The sequence below is a fragment of the Streptomyces bluensis genome (assembly GCF_014650715.1).
In the GTDB taxonomy this organism is placed as follows: domain Bacteria; phylum Actinomycetota; class Actinomycetes; order Streptomycetales; family Streptomycetaceae; genus Streptomyces; species Streptomyces bluensis.
On the sequence record NZ_BMVM01000004.1, the window covers coordinates 495,200 to 516,912 of the forward strand.

Here is a 21,713-nt window from a genome sequence, read left to right on the forward strand (position 1 = left end):
TGGGCGGCAAAGAAACGCGACGCCGAGGCAAAGAAACGCGACATGACGAAGCGGCCGGACCGGAGGAATCCGGACCCGGCCGCTTCGAAGCGTCACGAAGAAGTGCCGTGGATCTGCGGAGGGATCTGTAGATCTACAGGTCGACCTCGCGCATCAGCATCCCGACCTCGGTGTTGGACAGCCGGCGCAACCAGCCCGACTTCTGGTCACCGAGGGTGATCGGCCCGAAAGCGGTGCGCACGAGTTTGTCGACCGGGAAGCCGGCCTCGGCGAGCATGCGGCGCACGATGTGCTTGCGGCCCTCGTGCAGGGTGACCTCCACGAGGTAGTTCTTGCCGGTCTGCTCGACCACCCGGAAGTGGTCCGCGCGCGCGTACCCGTCCTCCAGCTGGATGCCGTCCTTCAGGCGCTTGCCCAGGTCACGCGGGATCGGGCCGACGATGTGCGCCAGGTAGGTCTTCTTCACGCCGTACCGGGGGTGGGTCAGCCGGTTGGCCAGCTCCCCGTGGTTGGTGAGCAGGATGACGCCCTCGGTCTCGGCGTCGAGGCGACCGACGTGGAAGAGCCGGGTCTCGCGGTTCGTGACGTAGTCACCGAGGCACTGCCGCCCCTCCGGGTCCTCCATCGAGGAGACGACTCCGACGGGCTTGTTCAGCGAGAAGAACTGGTACGACTGCGTGGCCACGGTGAGCCCGTCGACCTTGATCTCGTCCTTCTCGGGGTCGACCCGCATGCCCTGCTCGACCACGATCTCGCCGTTGACCTCGACCCGTGCCTGCTCGATCAGCTCCTCGCAGGCACGCCGCGAGCCGTATCCGGCCCGTGCGAGCACCTTCTGCAGCCGCTCGCCCTCCTGCTCGGCGCCGGGGAAGGTCTTGGGCGGCTTGACGGCTTCCTTGCCCGCGTACCGCTCGCGGTTGCGCTCCTCGGCGCGCGCCTCGTACTCACGGGAGCGTGCGGGGGCCGTACGCCCGCGCCCGCCCTGCTGCTGACCCTGCTGTGGCTTCTTGGGCCCGCCCTTGGTACCGCCGCGCGCGGAGCCGCCGCGCCCCGACTTCGGTCCGTCCTGGGTGGCACCGGGGCCGACGTCGTAGCGGCGCTCCTCGGGGCGGGGCTTGCGGGGGCGGCCCTGCCCCTGCTTCTGGTCCCTGTTGTTGCCGGCGCCGCGGTGGTTACCGCGCCCGCCGCTCTTACCGCTACCGCTGCTTCGCATCAAAGTTCCGTCGTCGTCGTTTTCGGCATGTCCGTCGCCGGACCGTCGTCCGCGTCCGGGGCATCCGGATCGAACGACGGTACGGCTTCCTGGGTCTCGGCCTCGATCGCCTCCGCCTCCGGGAGGAAGGGCGCGAGCTCCGGGAGCTCGTCCAGACCGCGCAGGCCCATCCGCTCCAGGAAGTAGTTCGTGGTCCTGTACAGGATCGCACCTGTCTCGGGTTCCGCGCCCGCCTCCTCGACCAGTCCGCGCTGGAGGAGCGTGCGCATGACCCCGTCACAGTTCACGCCGCGCACGGCGGAGACCCGGGAACGGCTGACCGGCTGCCGGTACGCCACCACGGCCAGCGTCTCCAGGGCGGCCTGTGTGAGCCGCGCCTGCTGCCCGTCGAGCACGAAACGCTCGACGGCGGCGGCGTACTCGCCCCGCGTGGAGAACCTCCAGCCGCCGGCCACGAACCGCAGCTCGAATCCCCGCCCCTGCACGGTGTAGTCGTCGGCCAGCTCCCGCAACGCCTTCGCGATCTGCCGCCGGGGCCGATCGAGGATCTTCGCCAGGTGCTCCTCGGTGGCGGGCTCGTCCACGACCATGAGGACGGCCTCCAGAGCGGGCTTGAGGTCGAGATCGGCGACAGTCCGGTGACCGGTCGGCGCCTCGGTGTTCTCCTCGCTCACGTCTTCTTCTCCTCCTCGGGCTGCTCGGGCGGCCGGTCGAACTCGTCGGTCACCAGCGGTGTCTCGTCCCCCTCGCCCCCGGTCCACCGCACGAGCAGCTCCCCGAGGGCGGTCTCCTGATCCAGCGCCACGGCCTTCTCGCGGTACAGCTCCAGCAAGGCCAGGAACCGGGCGACGACGGTGAGGGTGTCATCGGTGTCGGCGACGAGCACCCGGAAGGTGGCCTCGGTGAGCTCCCTGAGCCTCGCCACGACGATCCCGGCCTGCTCCTGCACACTCACCAGGGGCGCGTGGATGTGGTCGACGTACACCTGCGGCTTCGGCTTCGGCTGCATCGCCTTCACGGCAAGCTTCGCGAACCCTTCCGCGCCGATGCTGATGACGACCTCGGGCAGCAGCTCCGCGTGGTGCGGTTCGAGCCCGACGGTACGGGGGTAGCGCCGGGCCTCCTCGTCGAGGCGGTGACTGAAGATGTCGGCGATCTGTTTGTACGCGCGATACTGCAGCAGCCGCGCGAACAGCAGGTCCCGTGCCTCCAGCAACGCGAGATCGGCCTCGTCCTCGACCTCCGCGGACGGCAGCAGCCGCGCGGCCTTGAGATCGAGCAGCGTGGCGGCCACCACGAGGAACTCGGTCGTCCGGTCGAGATCCCAGTCCGGCCCCATGGCCCGGATGTGCGCCATGAACTCGTCGGTCACCTTCGACAGCGCGACCTCGGTGACGTCCAGCTTGTGCTTCGAGATCAGCTGGAGGAGAAGGTCGAAGGGCCCTTCGAAGTTGGCGAGCCGGACCTTGAAGACACCGTCGTCGGGTTCAGCGGGTTCACCGGGTTCACCGGGATGGCCGGGTTGGCCGGCTTCGTCGGGGTCACCTGTGTCTTCGGCGGCCGGCTGCGGGACACCGGGCTCGGTCGCTTCGGGCCGGGCGGGCGGTTCCGGCTCCGGTTCCGGCTCTGGCTCCGGCTGGGCGTGCGGTTCCGGCTCGGCGGGGGCACCCTCGGTCTGCGGGCGGGGTGCGGCGGTCTCCGGTTCCAGACGCGGCCCGGCGCTTGCGGACGGTGCCACGGCCTCGGGTTCCCAGTGAGGACGACCGGCGTCCTCAGGCTCAGGGCCCGTTTCGGTCGCCGCGGCCTCCGGGGTCGTCGCCCTGAGTGGCCGCGCCCCAGGCCCTCGGCCCAGCGCACGCCGACGACCGGCCGAACCGCCGGAGGGGGACGTATGGGACGAGGTCATAGCCGTCGCAGGCTACCGCGTACCGCCCCCGAAGCCGACCACCGGTTCCGGACCTTCCGGACCGGCTATCGCCCCCGCAGCCGGCGTACGAGGATGCTCGCGTCCCCGCGGGACTCAAGGTCGGCCAGCACCACGGCGACCGCCTCGCGCACGATCCGGCCCCGGTCGACCGCCAGCCCGTGCTCGCCGCGGAGCACCAGCCGGGCGTGTTCGAGGTCCATGAGCTCCTCGGCGGACACGTACACGGTGATCTTCTCGTCGTGCCGCTCGCGCCCGCTGGGCCGCCGTCCCGCGGCCCGTCCACGGCGGCGGTTCGCGCCGGCGGCGGACGCGGGTGAACCGTCCTGTGGTGACTGAGCGGATTGCACGGACTGCCGCCGTGCCGAGCGCGTCGCCTCCGGGGCGGCCCCAGCGGCCTTGTCCGCCTCAGCGGCGCCTGCCCGGCTGCGGGACTCCCCCGCGTCGGCCGGCTCCGCGTCCGCGGCCACGTGCTCGGCGCCTTCGCCGTCACCACCCTGCGCGGGCACCGCCGGCGGCGCGTCCTCCGCGGCGGTGGGATCGCTCTCCCCCGCCGGCGCCGGCACCCTGGCCTCGCCGTTGGCCTGGCGCCGGGGAGTGGACGCCTGGAGCGCCATCCCCCCTGTCGTTCGGAACAGTTCGTCGGCCCCCGGCAGACTCACTCGGCGTGACACCGGGCGAGCACCTCCCTGGCGAGCTGGCGATAGGCGGCGGCACCGACGGAGTTGGAGGCGTACGTGGTGATCGGCTCACCGGCGACCGTGGTCTCCGGGAAGCGGACCGTGCGCCCGATGACCGTGTGGTAGACGTGGTCGTCGAACGCCTCGACGACACGCGCGAGCACCTCTCGGCTGTGCACGGTGCGCGAGTCGTACATCGTGGCGAGGATCCCGTCGAGTTCCAGCTCCGGGTTGAGCCGCTCCTGGACCTTCTCGATGGTCTCGGTCAGCAGCGCCACACCACGGAGGGCGAAGAACTCGCACTCCAGAGGGACGATCACCTTGTGCGCGGCCGTCAACGCGTTCACCGTGAGCAGACCCAGCGAGGGCTGGCAGTCGATCACGATGTAGTCGTAGTCCGCCATGAGCGGCTTCAGGGCGCGCTGCAGGGTCGACTCGCGCGCGACCTCGCTCACCAGCTGGACCTCGGCCGCGGACAGGTCGATGTTGCTCGGCAGCAGGTCCATGTTGGGGACCGCGGTCTTCAGGAGGACCTCGTCGGCCGCCATGCCCCGCTCCATGAGCAGGTTGTAGACGGTGAGGTCGAGCTCCATCGGGTTCACGCCGAGGCCGACCGAGAGCGCCCCCTGCGGGTCGAAGTCGACCAGCAGGACACGCCGTCCGTACTCCGCGAGCGCGGCACCCAGATTGATGGTCGACGTCGTCTTGCCGACGCCGCCCTTCTGGTTGCACATCGCGATGATCTTCGCGGGGCCGTGGTCGGTCAGCGGGCCGGGGATCGGGAAGTACGGCAGCGGGCGCCCCGTCGGGCCGATGCGCTCACGGCGCTGTCGGGCCGCGTCGGGCGCGAGCGTGGCCGCGTACTCCGGATCGGGCTCGTACTCGGCGTCGGGGTCGTAGAAGTGCCCCTCGGGCAGTTCGTCGTAGTCGGCGAAGTGGTTGCGGATCTCGCCACTTCCGTCGCCGGCCATGGCGTTCACGTGATGGCCATCCATGCTCATGTGTGCTGTCTGAGTCACCTGCGGACTCTGGTGGGCTGCGAAGGTGCGCACCGCTACGGAGCCGACAGCCTGAAGCCCCGTGGGCCGTTGGCCCTGCGCAGGGATTCCTGGTTGACCACCCCCGGGAGTAAATGTCGACTCATTCACAAGTCGTCTTACCTCCTTGGTGACCAGGGAACTTCTAGATAGGTCAGCGTGGCACCATGCCGACGGTTGGCGACTCTATGGCGTGTCGGCGGTTCGCAGCAACACAATCCGCCGGACCCGGCCCGATGTGTCGGCAATGAAACATCCCGCTGTCAAGGGCGTACGGCCGTCGCACGGCAGGTTTCACCGTTGCGCGAATCGGTTGAAGGGTTACGTTCGAGGCGAGTTGACCACGCATTGCGAGGTGAACATACACACTTCCGGCCGGACCTCATCAGGCAAGGTCCGGCCGGAAGTGCACCGTTGACGAGCTGTGTTGACGTATCGCCTTTTGCCGTCGGCAAGTCGACTCGCAGCTCCCCCGGGTTCAGCCGAGCAGCGACTCCAGTTCGACGTGCTCCAGGCCGTGGGCCTGCGCGACCTCGCGGTAAACGACCTTGCCGTCATGGGTGTTGAGGCCCTTGGCCAGCGCGGGGTCACGGCGCAGCGCCTCGACCCAGCCGCGGTCGGCGAGCTCCACGATGTACGGCAGCGTGGCGTTGGTGAGCGCGTACGTGGAGGTGTTGGGCACCGCGCCCGGCATGTTGGCGACGCAGTAGAAGACCGACTCGTGGACCGTGAAGGTCGGCTCCGCGTGGGTGGTGGGGCGTGAGTCCTCGAAGCAGCCGCCCTGGTCGATCGCGATGTCGACAAGGACACTTCCCGGCTTCATCCGGGAGACGAGCTCGTTGGTGACCAGCTTGGGGGCCTTGGCGCCCGGGATGAGGACGGCGCCGATGACGAGGTCGGCCTCCAGGCAGGCCTTCTCCAGCTCGAAGGCGTTGGAGACGACGGTCTGGATCTTCGTACCGAAGATCTTGTCCGCTTCCTTGAGCTTGTTGATGTCCTTGTCGAGCAGGGTCACGTGGAAGCCCATGCCGATGGCGATCTGGGCGGCGTTCCAGCCCGACACGCCGCCGCCGATGACGACGGCCCGGCCGGCCGGCACCCCCGGGACGCCGCCGGGCAGCACGCCGCGGCCGCCGCCCGCGCGCATGAGGTGGTACGCGCCGACCTGCGGGGCCAGCCGGCCCGCGACCTCGGACATGGGGGCGAGCAGCGGCAGCGCGCGGCCCGGCAGCTCGACGGTCTCGTACGCGATCGCGGTCGTCCCCGACTCCAGGAGGGCGTCCGTGCACTCCTTGGACGCGGCCAGGTGCAGGTAGGTGAAGAGCGTCTGGTCCTTGCGGAGGCGGTGGTACTCCTCGGCGACGGGCTCCTTGACCTTGAGCAGGAGGTCGGCGGCGGCCCACACCTCGTCGGCGGTCTGAAGGATTCCGGCGCCGGCGGCGACGTACTCGTCGTCCGTGATCGACGAGCCGGCACCGGCGTTCCGCTCGACGACGACCTGATGGCCGTGGCGCACCAGTTCGTGCACGCCGGCGGGGGTGATGGCCACCCGGAACTCGTTGTTCTTGACCTCGCGGGGGATGCCGACCTTCACGTCGATCACGGTCCTTGGCTCAGAGGGGTGGGGCGCACGCGCGCACGGGCGACGCGTACTCAGGCAACGCAGGACATACCCGTACGCACCGGAGCGCACTGGGATACACCGCAGAGAACCCGGCGGCGAACCCAGTTTAATGAAGGCTGCCCTGCTGTCTAGCCTTCCAATGCATCAAGCTCCAGCCGATCCGCTACGGATTTCGCAGGTGTTAGCGCGGTGTTCCGTCTCGGTCTCGTCGGCGGCACAGGCGTCGCCCTCGTGGAGGGGGTGGCGTGCGTGGAGTTCGTCGAGTCGGTCGAGTTCGTCTCCCAGCATGCGCTCGGCCGTCCCCCGGTGCAGCCGGGCCGCCGCCGGGTCCCCGAGCCTGTCCAGCGTGTCGGCGAGCCGGACGTGCAGCGCGGCCTGCAACCGCGTGTCCTCGGCGCGGCGCGCCCACTGAAGTGCCTCCTGGCAGATGGCCAGCGACTCCTCGTACCGTCCCGCGTACTCCTGGACGCGCCCCATCTCGCTCAGCGCCCTCGCCTGGCCGCCCACGTCGCCGAGCCTGCGGTAGCCGGTGAGGGCCGAGGACCAGTTGCGCAGTGCCTCGCTGTAGCGGCCCACGCAGGTGTGGGTGCCGGCGATACGGCCGTAGAGCCGGGCGGCGTCGGCGCGCTCGTCGCGGGCGAGCCGCTGGGCGAGCGCCCTGCCGTACCAGTCGGCGGCCCGTTCGTAATCCCCGAGCTCCTGGTGGGCGCCCCCTACGGATTCCATCGCGCGGCCGGTCGCATACGGGTCGTTCGCCTCCCGTGCGGCGTCCAGCGCGGCCCGGTAGCGGGCGAGCGCCTCGTTCGTACGGCCGGTCCGGGCGTCCAGGTCGGCGAGGTTCAGCAGGGCGGCGGCCTTCTCCCGGGGCAGCTTCCGGCGCTCGGCGACATCGAGGACGAGCCGGTGGATGCCGTACAGATCGGGGGCGGCGGCCTGGGTGCCGAAGTGGGCGACCATCGTGCGCACCAGCTGGGACATCAGGCGCCTGGCCAGCGTGTCCAGCTCCCCGTCGGCGACCGCGAGCCGGGCCGCGGCCAGCAGCGCGGGCCGGCGGATGCGCAGCCAGTCCTCGGCGGCCCGGGGCGTGGGGAAGCGCAGGGCGCGGGGCATCTCCTGGAGCTTGTCGCGGGCCTGGGCACTGTCGGTCTCGGTGATGGTGCGGCAGGACTGCAGGAGGCGCAGGGTTCGCTCCAGCATCCGGGCGCGGGCCAGCTGGAGCTCGGCCGGGCGGTCCTGCTTCTCGGCGAGGGTACGCAGCATGGGCTGCAGACAGGCGGGCACCTCGTACTGCGGCAGCGGCGAGTCGACCGCGTGGAGGAAGCCCAGCGCCACGAAGTCGTCCAGCGTGGTGCGTGCGGCGCCGACCGAGCAGCCGGCCAGCGCGGACGCGGTGTGCGGGTCGACGAGGCCCGCCGGGGCGAGCGAGAGCAGTCGCAGTATCCGGGCGGCGGGGCTGAGCAGGGAGCCGTACGCGAGCCGGAAGACGCGGGCGAGCGGCGGCCCCTCGTCGTCCGCGGCGTTCAGATGCCTGGCCAGGTCGGCCACGGCGGCCTTGGGGCGGGCGGCGAGCCAGCCCCCGGCGAGCATCAGCGCGGCGGGCTGACCGGTGCACTCCAGGACCAGTTCCTCGGCGGCGCGCGGGTCGACGGTGACGCGTACGGATCCGGTGAAGCGGCTGAGCAGTTCCACCGCGGACTTGGTGTCCAGGCCGCCCAGGGTGCACGGGCGGACGTCGGAGATACCGGTCAGCGGCCCGCCGGACACCGCGACGACCAGGCACTCGGGGTTGTCCGGGAGCAGCGCGTCGACCTGCTCGGCGTCGGCCGCGTCATCCAGCAGGAGCAGCGCCCGCCGGTCGGCGAGGGCGTCGCGCAGCGCCGCGCTGAGGTCGTCCTCGTCCGCGCCGGGCGGGGTGGGCAGGTCCAGGGCGGAGAGCAGTTCGCGGGCCGCGCGCTCGATCGGTACGCGGGTGCCGTCGGGCTCCGTGAGGCGCGCGCGGAGCACGCCGTCGGGGTAACTCTCGGCGACCTGCCGTGCGAGCTCCTCGGCGAGCGCGGTGCGCCCGTAGCCGGGGCGGCCCGCGATGAGGAGTACGCGCGCGCGTGGGGCTTTGCGGCCAGAGAGGGTTTCGAGACCGGCGCTTTCGATGTCGGCGCGCAGTTCCTTCAACTCGCGTTCGCGGCCGAGGAACTGACGGGCCGTGGGGGTGTCGTCGACAGCCGGGGGCTGTTCGGTTCCGGACACCTCGGTGCTCTCCGTGTCGACCGCCTGATCCGTCACGGGTCACGCTCCCGTCCCACTGCACGCGCAAGGCCCGCCGGGACTCCGGTGCGGGCGTGTTGCAGAGCCTAGTTCACGCTCTGCGACGATCCGGGCGGAGCACGGCGGAGGCGTCCCCCGATCGGATCAGGCGATCGTAGGACCGGCGGGGCCGGACCGGTGAGAAGCCCGCACGCGGGCCCTGAAGGCCCCTCTCAGGGCTCGAACGGCCGGGCCGGCCACGGGGCCTCAGCGGGGCGCAGTGCGTCGAGCCCGTCGCCGTTCAGGGCCGCGACCAGGGAAAGGACACCGACGACCAGGCAGTTGTTGTGCAGGTCACCGGCCAGCACGCCGCGTACGAGCTCCTCGACGGGCACGCGGGCGAGCTCCATGTCGGCCTCCTCGTCCTCGACCTCGAAACGCCGGCCGTCGGCCTCGGAGAGATCGCGGGCGAGGAAGATCCGCACGGCCTCGTCGCAGCCGCCCGGCGTGGTGTAGACGTCGGTGAGGACCCGCCAGTCCTCGGCCTTGACGTGCGCCTCCTCGTACAGCTCGCGCTGGGCGGCGTGCAGCGGGTTCTCGCCGGGGACGTCCAGGAGACCGGCGGGGATCTCCCACAGCTTCTGGCGCACGGGGTGGCGGTACTGGCGGATGACCAGGACACGGCCGGTGTCGTCGAGGGCGAGTACGGCGACGGAGCCGGGGTGGACCTGGTAGTCGCGGTGGACGACCGATCCGCCCGGCATGACCACGTCGTCGGTGCGCACGGAGGTCTTGTTGCCGACGAAGGGCGTGTCGGTCGACCTGACCTCCCACTCCTCGGCGGTGTCCTTGATGGCCATGTCGAGTTGTCCTCCCACACGTGCGAAGAAGCCGGGGAGCGTGTCCCGCGGGACACGCTCCCCGGCCACCGTACAGCTCGCGCACGGCTCGCTCTCACTGGCCCGTCGTGCGCGCTTCTTCCTGGCGCTCGACGGCCGCCTTGACCAGCCCGGCGAACAGCGGGTGCGGCCGCGTCGGGCGCGAGCGCAGCTCGGGGTGCGCCTGGGTGGCGACCAGGTAGGGGTGCACGTCACGCGGGTACTCCACGTACTCGACGAGCTTGCCGTCCGGGGAGGTGCCCGAGAACAGCAGACCGGCCTTCTTCTCCAGCTCGGCGCGGTAGGAGTTGTTGACCTCGTAGCGGTGACGGTGCCGTTCCTCGACGTACTCCTTGCCGCCGTGGACCTCGCGCACGATCGAGCCCTCGGCGAGCTTCGCCGGGTACATGCCCAGCCGCATCGTGCCGCCCATGTCGCCCTCTCCGGCGACGATGTCGAGCTGCTCGGCCATGGTGGAGATGACCGGGTGGGCGGTGGCGGAGTCGAACTCGGTGGAGTTGGCGTCCGGGATGCCGGCCAGGTTCCGGGCGGCCTCGATCACGATGCACTGCAGGCCGAGGCAGAGACCAAGGAGCGGGATCCGGTTCTCGCGGGCGTACTGGATGGCGCCGACCTTGCCGGACACACCGCGGTCGCCGAAGCCGCCGGGGATGCAGATCGCGTCCACGTCGGCGAGCTGCTCGGCCGCTCCGGACGGGGTCTTGCAGTCGTCCGAGGTGACCCACTTGATCTTCACGCGGGCCCTGTTGGCGAAGCCGCCGGCGCGCAGGGCCTCGGTGACGGACAGGTAGGCGTCGGGCAGGTCGATGTACTTGCCGACGAGCGCCAGGTTGATCTCGTGCCGCGGCTTGTGGACGCGGTCGAGCAGGTCGTCCCAGGTCGTCCAGTCCACGTCACGGAAGGGCAGGTCCAGCTTGCGGACGACGTAGGCGTCGAGGCCCTCGCCGTGCACGGTCTTCGGGATGTCGTAGATCGATCGGGCGTCGGGGCAGGCGACCACCGCGGCCTCGTCGACGTCGCACATCAGCGAGATCTTGCGCTTGATCGCGGTGGGCACCTCACGGTCGCAGCGCAGCACGATCGCGTCGGGCTGGATACCGATGTTCCGCAGGGCGGCGACCGAGTGCTGGGTCGGCTTCGTCTTCAGCTCCCCCGAGGGACCGATGTACGGCAGGAGCGAGATGTGCACCACGAAGACGTTGTCGCGGCCGACCTCGTGACGGACCTGGCGGACGGTCTCCAGGAACGGCAGCGACTCGATGTCGCCGACCGTGCCGCCGACCTCGGTGATCACGACATCGACCTCGTCGGAGGCCATGCGCCGGATGCGGTGCTTGATCTCGTTGGTGATGTGCGGGATGACCTGGACGGTGTCGCCCAGGTACTCGCCGCGCCGCTCCTTGGCAATGACGGTCGAGTACACCTGGCCGGTCGTGACGTTGGCGGATCCGTCCAGGTCACGGTCGAGGAAACGCTCGTAGTGTCCGATGTCGAGATCGGTCTCCGCGCCGTCGTTGGTGACGAAGACCTCGCCGTGCTGGAAGGGGTTCATCGTGCCCGGGTCGACGTTCAGGTACGGGTCCAGCTTCTGCATCACCACGCGCAGGCCCCGTGCCTTGAGCAGCATGCCGAGGCTGGAGGCGGTGAGGCCCTTGCCGAGCGAGGAGGCGACACCCCCGGTGACGAAGATGTGCTTGGTCGTCGTGGATTTGGGCGGCATGGCCAAGAGGGGGCTCCCGTGGTCGCGGTCTGGAATGCGGGGCGGCTGTCGCCCCGGAGGGTTCCGGGGTGCCGTCGCTGCGGTTCGGGGGACCCTTTGTTTGTCCGGGGCGCCCACCGGTCCACGGGCTACCAGCGTATCAGCGACGGCGCGACACGACTTCCGGCCACGCTCCGCGCACAAGCCGCCACGCAGACCACTCGACGTCACTCGACGTCACCCTTTGCTCACTCGTTCGGCTCACCTACGTTGCCGGGAGCGGCACGCGGAGGGCGGAACAGCGTCGTATCCTCTTCGGACATCGCTGCCGAGCCCGGCCGGCGAACGGCACCACCCCCGCCCGTCTCCGGAACCACATGAGCTCGTCAGTTCGTTGAGCAACGAACGCCTTCATTCCCTTGAGCATCGTTGTACGACGACGCTTTAGACGCTTTAACAGAACCCAGGGATCTCGTTCGACACTGGTCCTATGGGTCCCATGACCGCACAGCGACCGCCCCTCGGGGGGCGACGTGGCCGTTCGACTGGAGTTACATTGGCCGGGCGCATCGAAGACTACGCACTCATCGGAGACATGCAGACCGCCGCGCTGGTCTGCCGGGACGGCACGGTGGACTGGCTGTGCCTGCCCCGTTTCGACTCCCATGCCGTCTTCGCAGGGCTACTCGGCAACGAGGAGCACGGTTTCTGGCGTCTCGGACCGGCCCACGCGGCCGACGCCGAGCCGCCGTCGGCATCCCGGCGGTCCTACCGCGGGGACTCGCTCGTCCTGGAATCGGAGTGGGACACCCCGCGCGGCACGGTCCGGGTGACCGATTTCATGCCGCCGCGTGACGGCGCCCCGCAGCTGATCCGGATCGTCGAGGGAGTCAGCGGCCGGGTGCCGATGCGCTCGGCGCTGCGGATGCGGTTCTCCTACGGCCGTGTCGTGCCGTGGGTGCACAAGCACGAGGGCCGGACGGTCGCGGTCGCCGGGCCCGACTCGGTCTGGTTCGACACCACGGCGGAGACGTACGGCAAGTCGCTCACGACCTACGCCGACTTCACGGTGGCGCCGGGCGAGAAGATCGCCTTCACCATTTCCTGGCAGCCTTCCCACAAGGAGCCGCCGGCGCTGCCGGAGCCGGAGCAGTCACTGGAGGCGACGGAGGACTTCTGGCGCGAGTGGGTCGAGCACTGCACGTACCACGGTCCGTACCGCGAGGCCGTGGTCCGCTCCCTCATCACCCTGAAGGCCCTGACGTACGCCCCCACGGGCGGCATCGTGGCGGCTCCCACCACCTCGCTCCCGGAGCACATCGGCGGGGTCCGCAACTGGGACTACCGCTACACCTGGCTGCGTGACGCGGCGATCACCCTGTCCTCGCTGCTGCGCACCGGCTACCGCGAGGAAGCACGCGCCTGGCGCGAGTGGCTGCTGCGGGCCGTGGCCGGCGACCCCGAGAACCTGCAGATCATGTACGGCATCGCGGGCGAGCGGGAGCTGGGCGAGGCGGAGCTGGACTGGCTGCCCGGGTACGAGGACTCGGCGCCGGTCCGGGTGGGCAACGGCGCGGCACACCAGCTCCAGCTGGACGTGTACGGCGAGGTCACCGAGGCCCTGCACCTGGCCCATATGACGGGTCTGGCCCGTAACGACTACGCGGCCCTGCTCCAGCTGAAGCTGATCCGCTACCTGGAGGACCACTGGGACGAGCCGGACGAGGGCATCTGGGAGGTGCGCGGCCCGCGCCGCCACTTCGTGCACTCCAAGGTGATGGCCTGGGTGGCCGTGGACCGCACGATCAAGCTGATCGAGTCGGGCGACGCGGACGGCCCGCTGGAGAAGTGGCGCGAGCTGCGCGACGACATCCACCGGGACGTGTGCGAGCGCGGCTACGACAAGGAGCGCAACACCTTCACGCAGTCGTACGGCTCGAAGGAGCTGGACGCCTCGCTGCTGCTGATCCCGCAGGTGGGCTTCCTGCCACCGGACGACAAGCGCGTGATCGGCACGATCGAGGCCATCCAGCGCGAGCTGTCGACCTCGGACGGGTTCATCCTGCGCTACCCGACGTCGGGCGAGCACGAGGGCGTGGACGGGCTGCCGGGTGACGAGGGCGCGTTCCTGGCCTGCTCGTTCTGGATGGCGGACGACCTGGCGATGATCGGCCGCGTCGACGAGGCCCGCAAGCTCTTCGAGAAGCTGCTGGCGCTGCGCAACGACCTGGGTCTGCTCGCCGAGGAGTGGGACCCGCGTCTGAAGCGCCAGGTCGGCAACTTCCCCCAGGCGTTCAGCCACGTGCCGCTGATCGACACGGCACTGAGGCTGACGGCTTCGGGCGCCTACGGAGGCTGATTTCGGCGCCCGCGCGCGGCGGATCGGCGCACAGCCAGGCGCGTGAAGCAAGCGCTTGCGCCCTGACGCACGGGTCAGGACCGGTCCGCCTCATGCTCAGGACCGGTCCGCGCCACGAAAGGCACCGGTCCTGCCGGACTCGACGGGGACCGGCCCTGCCCGATCGACGGGGGCCGGTCCGCCACACCCGAAGTCTGGTTGCCGCCCGGCAGAGGACGATCCGGGAACACGCCCGCCGCGACGGGAGTCCCCTTGCTCGAAGGGGGCGGCCCGCCTAGGAGAGGGGCAGGGGCTGGGTCAACTCGTCGTAGACGCTCAGCACCTGGGACACGGTCTCGTCCTCGGTCGGCCAGGTGGCGGTCTGCCGGGCGCCCCGCTCCACGAGGAGCTTGCGCCGGCCGGGATCGGCGAGGAGACGTACGACGGCCTCCCCGAAGGCCTCCGCGTCGCCGTACGGGACGAGTTCGGCCGCGTCGCCGACCAGTTCCGGGATGCCGGGGGCGGCCGCCGCGACGAGCGGCACGCGCGCGTGGAGTGCTTCCTGGGCGAGCACCGACCGGGCCTCCCAGCTGCTCGGCAGCAGCGCGAGATCCGCGGCGGCGATCAGCTCACCGACATCGTCACGCCGTCCCACCAGCCGCACGGGCAGTTCCTCGTCCTCGATGCGCCGCTGCAGAACGGGCCGTAGCGGGCCCTCCCCCGCGACCACGAGCAACGGCACGGGGTCGAGCCCGCACCAGGCCCGCGCGGCGTCCAGCAGCGTCTCGTGCCCCCGGTCCCGGTCGAGCGTGCCGACGGCCATGAGCAACGGCCGGTCGGTGGCGCCGACTTCGGCCCGCGCCTTGGACCGCGGCCGATCGGGGTCGTCCTCGCCGGGGAGCCGCGGCGGGAGGGCGATGGCGGCGAGTCGTGCGTCCCGCGCACCCCGGCTGCGTGCCCGGTCGACGAGGTCGGAGGTCGTCCCGAGCACCACCGTCGCGGCCTTGGCGACCCGCCGCTCCAGCATCCGCAGCAGATGCCCCCGCGCCCCCTCGGCATGCGCTCGCGAATGCCACGTCACCACGAACGGCACCGGCCGCCCGCTCAGCGCGAGCGAGGCACGGAACGCGGCATGCAGGCCGTGCGCGTGCACCAGGTCGGCGTCCGCGCAGGCCGTCCGCAGCGCGGCCACGGAGGCGGGGTCGCTGCTGCGGGGCACGGGAACGTGCACGGCGCCCACACCGGTGAAGTCGTACGTCCGGTCCGCCTCGCCGGGGGCGCACACCGTGACCCGGACGCCGCGGGCGACGAGGCCCGAGGCCAGCGACCGCACGTGCGCGCTGCTGCCCGCGCTCCCACCGCCGAGCACCTGCACGGTGCGCAGCGGCGACTGGCCGTGTGGTGAGTGGCTGCTCACGTGGCTCACGTGGCCGGGGCTCCTGGTTCGGCATCGGGCGGTCACGAAGAAACGTACAGAACGATCGTGCGGAGGGGCTGCCGCGCGAACCGCTTCCGCGCGCTACGCCAAGGATGCCAGGCCATGAGGAAGTTGCGGCACCACGCAGGAGGCGCTCCCGCACCACCATGGGCAACCCGACCACACCAGGTCACCCACACGAGTGAGGGTCCGTACGGCGGTTGCCCTCCCGGGCCACGGGCGCACCGGCGGTTGCTCACCGGGGCTTCAGGGAGCGTGCCACCTCACTGATCCGTTCCCCGTACGCGGCAGCCGCCACGAGCGCGCCCGCGTGGGCGAGCAGCCCCAGTCGTCCGTTGCCGATGGCGACGGCGGTCCCCAACGCGGCACCGAGTGCGTGGGCCCCGCTGTCGCCGATCATGGTCCGCTCCCCCAGGTCGCCGGGCAGCACGGCGACCGAGGCACCGACGACGGAGGCGGCCACGTCCCCCGCGACTCCGCCCCGCACCATCCCCGGCGCACCGAGCGCGATCACCGTTCCGGCCGCCGTACCTGGCCGCACGTCCACGAGGTTCACGAAATGCGCGGCTCCGGCGATCACGACCCCGGCGAGCACCTTGTCGACGGTCCGCTCCTTCAGCAGCGCCCCCGCGACCAGCCCCGCCGCCGAGATCCCGAACAACTTGACGGCACCAGTCGTCACTTCGCCCTCGCGCAGGGCGGCCAGATGGACGCTGACCCCCCGCCGTGGGTCCCCGGCCCCGGCAACGTCGTCGTAGGCCCCGCACGCCCCGGCCGCCAACACGGCGACCCCGGCGCCGGGGTGAGCCCGCCCGGCCGCGAGCACGGCCCCTGCCGTCACCGCGGGCCCGGCGTACAGGTCGACGGTCCGCCCCGCGTGGTTCTCGCGCCGCCAGCGGTCGGGGCCGCCGGGCGGGCGGGAACGCAGGGCGGTGAGTACGGCTCGGGTGGAGGCGGCGGCGAGGCCGAGGCAGAGGCGGCGGCTCATACGGCTCAACCCTAGGGGCACGGCGGGACGGGTCGGATACGGGGACGACGGAGCGACGAAGCACCGACCCCGGAACGGCGAACAGCCGGACGGCGTACCAGCCGTACCAACGCCGGATCGCAGAGCGGTCACCGGTCGTCACCCGGCCCCGGGACCGGACCCGGACCCGGACCCGGGACCGGGAGCGGGACCCGGACCGGGAGCGGTTGTGACACCACGGGACCGCGGAGCGGTCAAGCCCCCGGCCGCAAAGCAGCCGAAGGCCCTGCCTCACCCGTCGCCCCGGGCCGTCGCCAGCAACTCCTCCGCGTGGGCCCTGGCCGTCTCGGAATCCTCCTGACCCGCCAGCATCCGCGACAGCTCCCGGACGCGTTCCTCGCCCTCCAGCACCTTCACCCCGGAGCGCGTCACGGACCCGTCGTTGGTCTTCTCCACCAGCAACTGCCGGTCGGCGAACGCGGCGACCTGCGGCAGATGCGTCACGACCACGACCTGCGCGCTCTTGGCGAGCTTGGCGAGCCGCCGCCCGATCTCGACCGCGGCCTTGCCGCCGACGCCCGCGTCGACCTCGTCGAACAGATACGTCGGCACGGGATCGGTCCCGGCGAAGACCACCTCCACCGCGAGCATCACGCGCGACAGCTCACCACCGGACGCCCCCTTGGCGATGGGCCGCGGCGGCGCCCCCGGATGCGGCGCCAGCAGCAACTCGACCTCGTCGGCACCGGACGGCCCGTACGCGACGGCGCGCCCCCCGACCTCGACGCCCTCCGGGTCCTCGGTCTGCCGGATCGCGAAGGACACGCGCGCGTGCGGCATGGCCAGCGAGGCCAGCTCCGCGGTCACGGCCGCCGCGAAGCGCTCGGCGGCCTCCGTCCGCGCGTCCGTCAGGGCCTGCGCCAGCCCGCCCAGCTCGGTCCGCAGCGCGTCCCGCTCGGCGGTCAGTTCCTCGATCCGCTCGTCGTCGCCGTCCAGTTCGGTGAGGCGCGTGGCGCTCTGCTCGGCCCAGGCGAGCACGGAGGCCACGTCCTGCCCGTACTTCCGGGTCAGCGCGTTCAGCGCGGCACGGCGCTCCTCGACCGCCGCGAGCCGCAGCGGATCGGCGTCCAGGTCGTCGGCGTACCCGGCCAGTTCCCCGGCCACATCGCCCAGCAGGATCCCGATCTCGCCGATTCGGTCCGCGAGCGCGGCCAACGCGGGATCGTGCGACCGTACGGCCTCCAGTGCCCGGTGTGCGCCCGCGACGAGCGTCGAGGCGTCCACGCCCTCCGGGTCCTCGGGATTGCCCGCGAGAGCGGCGTGTGCGGCCGTCGCGGCGGACGCCAGCGCCTCGGCGTGCCCCAGCCGCTCGGCCTCCTCGGCCAGTTCCGTGTCCTCGCCGGGCCGTGGCTCCACGGCCGCGATCTCGTCGAGGCCGTAGCGCAGCATGTCGGCTTCCTGCGCTCGTTCACGCGCGCGTGTGGTGATCTCGTCCAGTTCCGCGGAGATGGCGCGCAGCCTTCGGTACGCCTCCGCGTACTTGGCGAGGGGGGCGGTCACCGCGTCACCCGCGTACCGGTCGAGCGCCTGCCGCTGCCGGGACAGCTTGAGCAGCCCCTGCTGGTCGGTCTGCCCGTGCACGGCCACCAGTTCGTCGGCCAGTTCGGCGAGCACGCCCACCGGCACGGAACGCCCGCCGAGGTGTGCCCGCGAGCGCCCCTCGGCGGAAACGGTACGGCTGATCAGCAGCGCCCCGTCGTCGAGTTCGGCCCCGGCCTCCTCGGCGCGTACGACCGCCGAGGCGCCCACGGGCACGCTGACCCGCCCCTCGACGAGCGCGTTCTTCGCCCCGATCCGTACGAGCGCCGGGTCCGCGCGCCCGCCCAGCAGCAGGCCGAGGCTGGTGACCACCATGGTCTTGCCCGCGCCCGTCTCCCCTGTGACGGCGGTGAACCCGGGCGACAACTCGACGACGGCGTCGTCGATGACTCCGAGCGACCGTATCCGCATCTCTTCCAGCACGGAGAAGACCATACGAGGTCGAGGCCAAGGAGTGCGAGGTGCCCTGTCACCCGGGGGAGGGACGCGCGCCTGAAGGGGCGCGGGACGGTACCGATATGCGGCTGCGCCGCGTGGGCGCTACAAGCCACAACGAACCCGCAGCCGCCGAAGCTCCCTCAAACCCCCACGGCGCATCCGCTAGTGCGGCGCCCCCCGCCACCCTGCAACCGGCAACGCGAACTTGGCCACCAGCCGATCGGTGAACGAAGCATGGTGCAACCGGGCGAGCCGCACCGGCACCGCCCCCCGCCGCACCTCGACGCGCGCTCCCGGCGGCAACTCCACAGTCCGCCGCCCGTCGCACCACAACACGCCCGGCGGAATATGAGGCAGAACCTCCACCGCGAGCACGGAGTCCGGCGACGTCACCAACGGCTTCGCGAACAGCGCGTGCGCGCTGATCGGCACCATCAGCAGCGCCTCGACCTCCGGCCACACCACAGGCCCGCCGGCCGAGAAGGCATAAGCCGTCGACCCGGTCGGCGTGGACAGCACGATCCCGTCGCAGCCGAAGCCCGTCACCGGCCGCCCGTCGATCTCCAGCACGACCTCCAGGAGCTTCTCGGCCCCCGCCTTCTGCACGGCGGCCTCGTTGAGCGCCCAGTCGGTGTGCACGATCTCGCCGTTGCGGTGCACGACGACGTCGACGGTCATGCGCTCCTCGACCTCGTACGCCTTGGTCACCACCCGGTCGACGACCTTGTCCAGGTCGTCCCGTTCGGCCTCGGCGAGGAAGCCGACGCTCCCGAGGTTGACGCCGAGCATCGGCACCCCGGAGGCACGGGCGAACTCGGCGCCGCGCAGCAGCGTGCCGTCGCCGCCGAGCACGATGAGCAGCTCACACCCTTCGAGGCACTGCGGAGTGGCCTCCTTGACCAGCTCCACCTCGTCCGGCAGCGGCAGGTCGCGCGCCTCGTACTCCAGGACGCGCACGCCGAGTCCGGAGCGCAGCAGCCCCTTGACCACGAGTTCGGCGCTACGGATGGCCGCCGGCCGCCCGGTGTGGGCCAGCAGGAAAACAGTACGAGCTCGGTTCTGCGTCAACGCGGCCCCTCCGCCACTGCACGGTCAACATCGGCCGGATCCAGCGCGGGTGCCCCGGCTCGCAGCCACAGAAAGTACTCGACATTGCCCGAGGGTCCGGGCAGCGGGCTGGCGGTCACGCCGCGCACGCCGAGCCCCAACTCCATCGCCTTCTCGCCCACTGAGCGCACCGCCTCGGCGCGCAGCTCCGGGCTGCGTACGACTCCGCCACTCCCCAGCCGCTCCTTCCCCACCTCGAACTGCGGCTTGACCATCATCACCAGATCGGCGTCCGGTTTCACGCACCGCACCAGGGCGGGCAGCACCAGGCCGAGCGGGATGAAGGACAGATCCCCCACGACAAGATCCACAGGTTCCCCATCGATCGCTGCGAGCGTCAACTCACGTACGTTCGTACGGTCCTTGACGGTGACGCGTTCATCGCTTCGCAGAGACCACGCAAGTTGTCCGTAGCCGACGTCGACGGCGATGACATGCGCGGCGCCCGCCCGCAGCAGGACGTCGGTGAAACCGCCCGTGGACGCGCCGGCGTCGAGCGCCCGCCGTCCCTCGACCGCCAGCCCCTGCGGCACGAACGCCTTCAGGGCACCGGCGAGCTTGTGTCCGCCGCGCGAGACGTAATCCGGATCGCTGTCGTCCGGTGCGACCACGATCGCGGCGGCGGTCTCCACCTGGGTGGCGGGCTTGGTCGCCGTGGTCTTGCCGACGGTCACGCGCCCGGCGGCGATCAGCTGGCTCGCGTGCTCACGCGAGCGCGCGAGCTTCCGCCGCACCAGTTCGGCGTCGAGACGGCGGCGTGCCACTCCTGCCACGTGTGGTTCAGCTCCTGTGTTGGTCCTGTGTGGGTACCGACTGGGTGGTGTGGCCCGAAGGGCCTCGCCCGGGCGCCGGAGGTCCCGGGCGGGCGTCGAGCGCGGTCAGCGCGTCCCGCAGCCCCCCGTGTACATCCTCGTACACCTCGACGTGTCCGTCGGTGCCGAGGTGGTCGGCGTCCCCCAGCCGGTCGAGGGCCGCGTCGACGTCGGCGTTGCCGGTGGGGGTGCGTGGCACGCCGAGCGGGGCCGGGGCGGCCGGGTCGTACGCGGGCTCGCCCTCCGGCTCAGGCTCGGGCACGACGGGCTCCGGGGTCCCTTCCTCGGGGGCCTCGGCGTCTGGCACGGAGTCGCTCATGCCCCGACGCTACCGCGAAGCCCCTGAGTACCGTCGATGCAGCCCTGGGGTACCGTCGATCGCGATGGCCACGATTGAGGAGTGCCGCAGCGCACTCGACAAGCTCTCCGAGAACCTGGCGGGCGCCGACGGCGACGTCCGTACCGCCGCCGCGCTCGACCGCTCACTGAGCTGCCACATCACCGACCTGGACGTCACCTTCGCCAGCCGGCTGAGGGACGGCCGGATCGAGGTGCTGGACACGCTCCAGGGGCCGCCGCCGGAGAGGGCCGAGATCCGCCTCACGATGACCGGGGACGACCTGGTCTCCATGGTCAACGGCGAGCTCCACTTCGCCAAGGCCTGGGGCTCAGGCCGGGTCAGGCTGGAAGCGGGCCTGCTCGACCTCGTGCGCCTCAGGAAGCTCCTGTGATCAGTTTCTTTCTCTGATCGCCTTCCGTGGTCACCTTCTGTGATCCCCTTCTCTGATCAGCTTCTGTGATCAGGCGGACGCCTCTGCCGCACCCACCCGGGTACGGGCCTTACGTGCCGCCGGCACCACCAGCGGCGTCCCCGTCTCCGGGTCCTCGATGACCTGGCAGCGCAGCCCGAAGACGTCCTCGACCAGCTCGGCCGTGACGATGTCGGTGGGCGCCCCCTCGGCGATCACCTGACCACCGCGCAGGGCGATGAGGTGGGTGGCGTACCGGGCCGCGTGGTTGAGGTCGTGCAGCACCGCCACCAGCGTGCGTCCCTGCTCCTCATGGAGCTCCGCGCACAGGTCGAGCACGTCGATCTGGTGCTGGATGTCCAGATAGGTCGTCGGCTCGTCGAGGAGCAGCAGCGGTGTCTGCTGGGCGAGCGCCATGGCGATCCACACGCGCTGACGCTGACCGCCGGAGAGCTCGTCGACGTAGCGGTCGGCGAGCTCGGCGACACCGGTCGACTCCATCGACTCCCGTACGACCCGCTCGTCCTCGGTCGACCACTGCCGCAGCAGCCCCTGGTGCGGGTACCGCCCGCGCCCCACCAGGTCCCCGACCGTGATCCCGTCGGGCGCGATGGACGACTGCGGCAGCAGCCCCAGTGTCCGGGCGACCTTCTTCGCGGGCATCGACTGGATGACGTCCCCGTCCAGCAGCACCCGCCCCTGGGACGGCTTCAGCATCCGTGAAAGGGCGCGCAGCAGCGTCGACTTGCCGCAGGCGTTGGGGCCGACGATCACGGTGAACGAGTTGTCGGGGATCGCCACCGACAGCTGCTCGGCGATGACGCGCTGGTCATAGGCGAGGGTGACGTTCTCGGCGGACAGGCGGTTCACAGTGCTCCTCGTGCTCGTGTCGTTGCTCTCGTTCACACTCGTATCCGTCCGGCTCGTACCCGTCCGGCACATATCGGC

Annotated in this window: 18 protein-coding genes; 2 read left to right on the forward strand and 16 right to left on the reverse strand. The window is 71.3% G+C overall.

The genetic code is table 11. The features are described from left to right. Positions 1-133: 133 nt before the first annotated feature. The 9 genes from IE262_RS14920 to pyrG all read right to left on the reverse strand — a co-directional run bounded on the left by IE262_RS14920 (position 134) and on the right by pyrG (position 11,338). Complete coding sequence (locus IE262_RS14920; RefSeq protein WP_134040167.1) at positions 134-1,213, reverse strand: pseudouridine synthase; 1,080 nt, start codon at positions 1,211-1,213, stop codon at positions 134-136. Further along, positions 1,213-1,887 (reverse strand): SMC-Scp complex subunit ScpB, encoded by a 675-nt coding sequence (gene scpB, locus IE262_RS14925; protein WP_134040165.1) that lies wholly within the window; start codon positions 1,885-1,887, stop codon positions 1,213-1,215. The genes IE262_RS14920 and scpB overlap by 1 nt, the downstream gene beginning before the upstream one ends. Continuing rightward, on the reverse strand, positions 1,884-3,119 hold the full coding sequence (locus IE262_RS14930) for a segregation and condensation protein A (RefSeq protein ID WP_189874038.1): 1,236 nt from the start codon (positions 3,117-3,119) through the stop codon (positions 1,884-1,886). Before IE262_RS14930 ends, scpB begins: the two co-directional genes overlap by 4 nt. A gap of 65 nt (positions 3,120-3,184) precedes the next feature. Continuing rightward, positions 3,185-3,811 (reverse strand): hypothetical protein, encoded by a 627-nt coding sequence (locus IE262_RS14935; protein WP_189874040.1) that lies wholly within the window; start codon positions 3,809-3,811, stop codon positions 3,185-3,187. Then, a complete protein-coding gene (locus tag IE262_RS14940) occupies positions 3,796-4,923 on the reverse strand; it encodes a ParA family protein (protein WP_134040385.1) in 1,128 nt (375 codons plus the stop codon). Before IE262_RS14940 ends, IE262_RS14935 begins: the two co-directional genes overlap by 16 nt. Before the next feature lie 409 nt (positions 4,924-5,332). Then, positions 5,333-6,457 carry an alanine dehydrogenase gene (gene ald, locus IE262_RS14945; RefSeq protein WP_166681749.1) on the reverse strand — a complete coding sequence of 375 codons (1,125 nt, stop codon included), beginning with the start codon at positions 6,455-6,457 and terminating at the stop codon, positions 5,333-5,335. A gap of 165 nt (positions 6,458-6,622) precedes the next feature. Further along, complete coding sequence (locus IE262_RS14950) at positions 6,623-8,758, reverse strand: tetratricopeptide repeat protein (RefSeq protein WP_189874042.1); 2,136 nt, start codon at positions 8,756-8,758, stop codon at positions 6,623-6,625. Between the two features lie 194 nt (positions 8,759-8,952). After that, positions 8,953-9,579: an NUDIX domain-containing protein gene (locus IE262_RS14955; protein WP_134040157.1), complete on the reverse strand. Its 627-nt coding sequence runs from the start codon at positions 9,577-9,579 to the stop codon at positions 8,953-8,955. A 94-nt stretch (positions 9,580-9,673) separates the two neighbouring features. Beyond that, positions 9,674-11,338 carry a CTP synthase gene (pyrG, locus tag IE262_RS14960; RefSeq protein WP_134040155.1) on the reverse strand — a complete coding sequence of 555 codons (1,665 nt, stop codon included), beginning with the start codon at positions 11,336-11,338 and terminating at the stop codon, positions 9,674-9,676. Between the two features lie 535 nt (positions 11,339-11,873). On the opposite strand from pyrG, the gene IE262_RS14965 reads away from it, so the two are divergent. Further along, positions 11,874-13,676: a glycoside hydrolase family 15 protein gene (locus IE262_RS14965; protein WP_134040153.1), complete on the forward strand. Its 1,803-nt coding sequence runs from the start codon at positions 11,874-11,876 to the stop codon at positions 13,674-13,676. Positions 13,677-13,950: 274 nt separating this feature from the next. On the opposite strand, the gene IE262_RS14970 is transcribed toward IE262_RS14965, so the two are convergent. From IE262_RS14970 to IE262_RS14995, 6 genes are all read right to left on the reverse strand, one after another. Then, complete coding sequence (locus IE262_RS14970) at positions 13,951-15,081, reverse strand: glycosyltransferase family 4 protein (protein WP_189874044.1); 1,131 nt, start codon at positions 15,079-15,081, stop codon at positions 13,951-13,953. A 247-nt stretch (positions 15,082-15,328) separates the two neighbouring features. Next, positions 15,329-16,081 carry an MraY family glycosyltransferase gene (locus IE262_RS14975; RefSeq protein WP_189874046.1) on the reverse strand — a complete coding sequence of 251 codons (753 nt, stop codon included), beginning with the start codon at positions 16,079-16,081 and terminating at the stop codon, positions 15,329-15,331. Between the two features lie 270 nt (positions 16,082-16,351). Continuing rightward, positions 16,352-18,094, reverse strand: coding sequence for a DNA repair protein RecN (recN, locus tag IE262_RS14980; protein ID WP_189874049.1), 1,743 nt, complete (start codon positions 18,092-18,094; stop codon positions 16,352-16,354). Positions 18,095-18,259: 165 nt separating this feature from the next. Next, positions 18,260-19,165 (reverse strand): NAD kinase, encoded by a 906-nt coding sequence (locus IE262_RS14985; protein ID WP_134040147.1) that lies wholly within the window; start codon positions 19,163-19,165, stop codon positions 18,260-18,262. After that, positions 19,162-19,977, reverse strand: a complete 816-nt coding sequence (locus IE262_RS14990) for a TlyA family RNA methyltransferase (RefSeq protein WP_189874050.1) — start codon at positions 19,975-19,977, stop codon at positions 19,162-19,164. Before IE262_RS14990 ends, IE262_RS14985 begins: the two co-directional genes overlap by 4 nt. 7 nt (positions 19,978-19,984) lie before the next feature. Continuing rightward, on the reverse strand, positions 19,985-20,335 hold the full coding sequence (locus tag IE262_RS14995) for a hypothetical protein (RefSeq protein WP_134040143.1): 351 nt from the start codon (positions 20,333-20,335) through the stop codon (positions 19,985-19,987). A 64-nt stretch (positions 20,336-20,399) separates the two neighbouring features. Here IE262_RS14995 and IE262_RS15000 point away from each other — a divergent pair, with 64 nt between their 5' ends. Beyond that, a complete protein-coding gene (locus IE262_RS15000; protein WP_189874052.1) occupies positions 20,400-20,747 on the forward strand; it encodes an SCP2 sterol-binding domain-containing protein in 348 nt (115 codons plus the stop codon). Positions 20,748-20,816: 69 nt separating this feature from the next. Here the strand turns inward: IE262_RS15000 and IE262_RS15005 are convergent, their stop codons facing one another. Further along, positions 20,817-21,707, reverse strand: a complete 891-nt coding sequence (locus IE262_RS15005) for an ABC transporter ATP-binding protein (protein WP_229877268.1) — start codon at positions 21,705-21,707, stop codon at positions 20,817-20,819. Positions 21,708-21,713 lie beyond the last annotated feature (6 nt).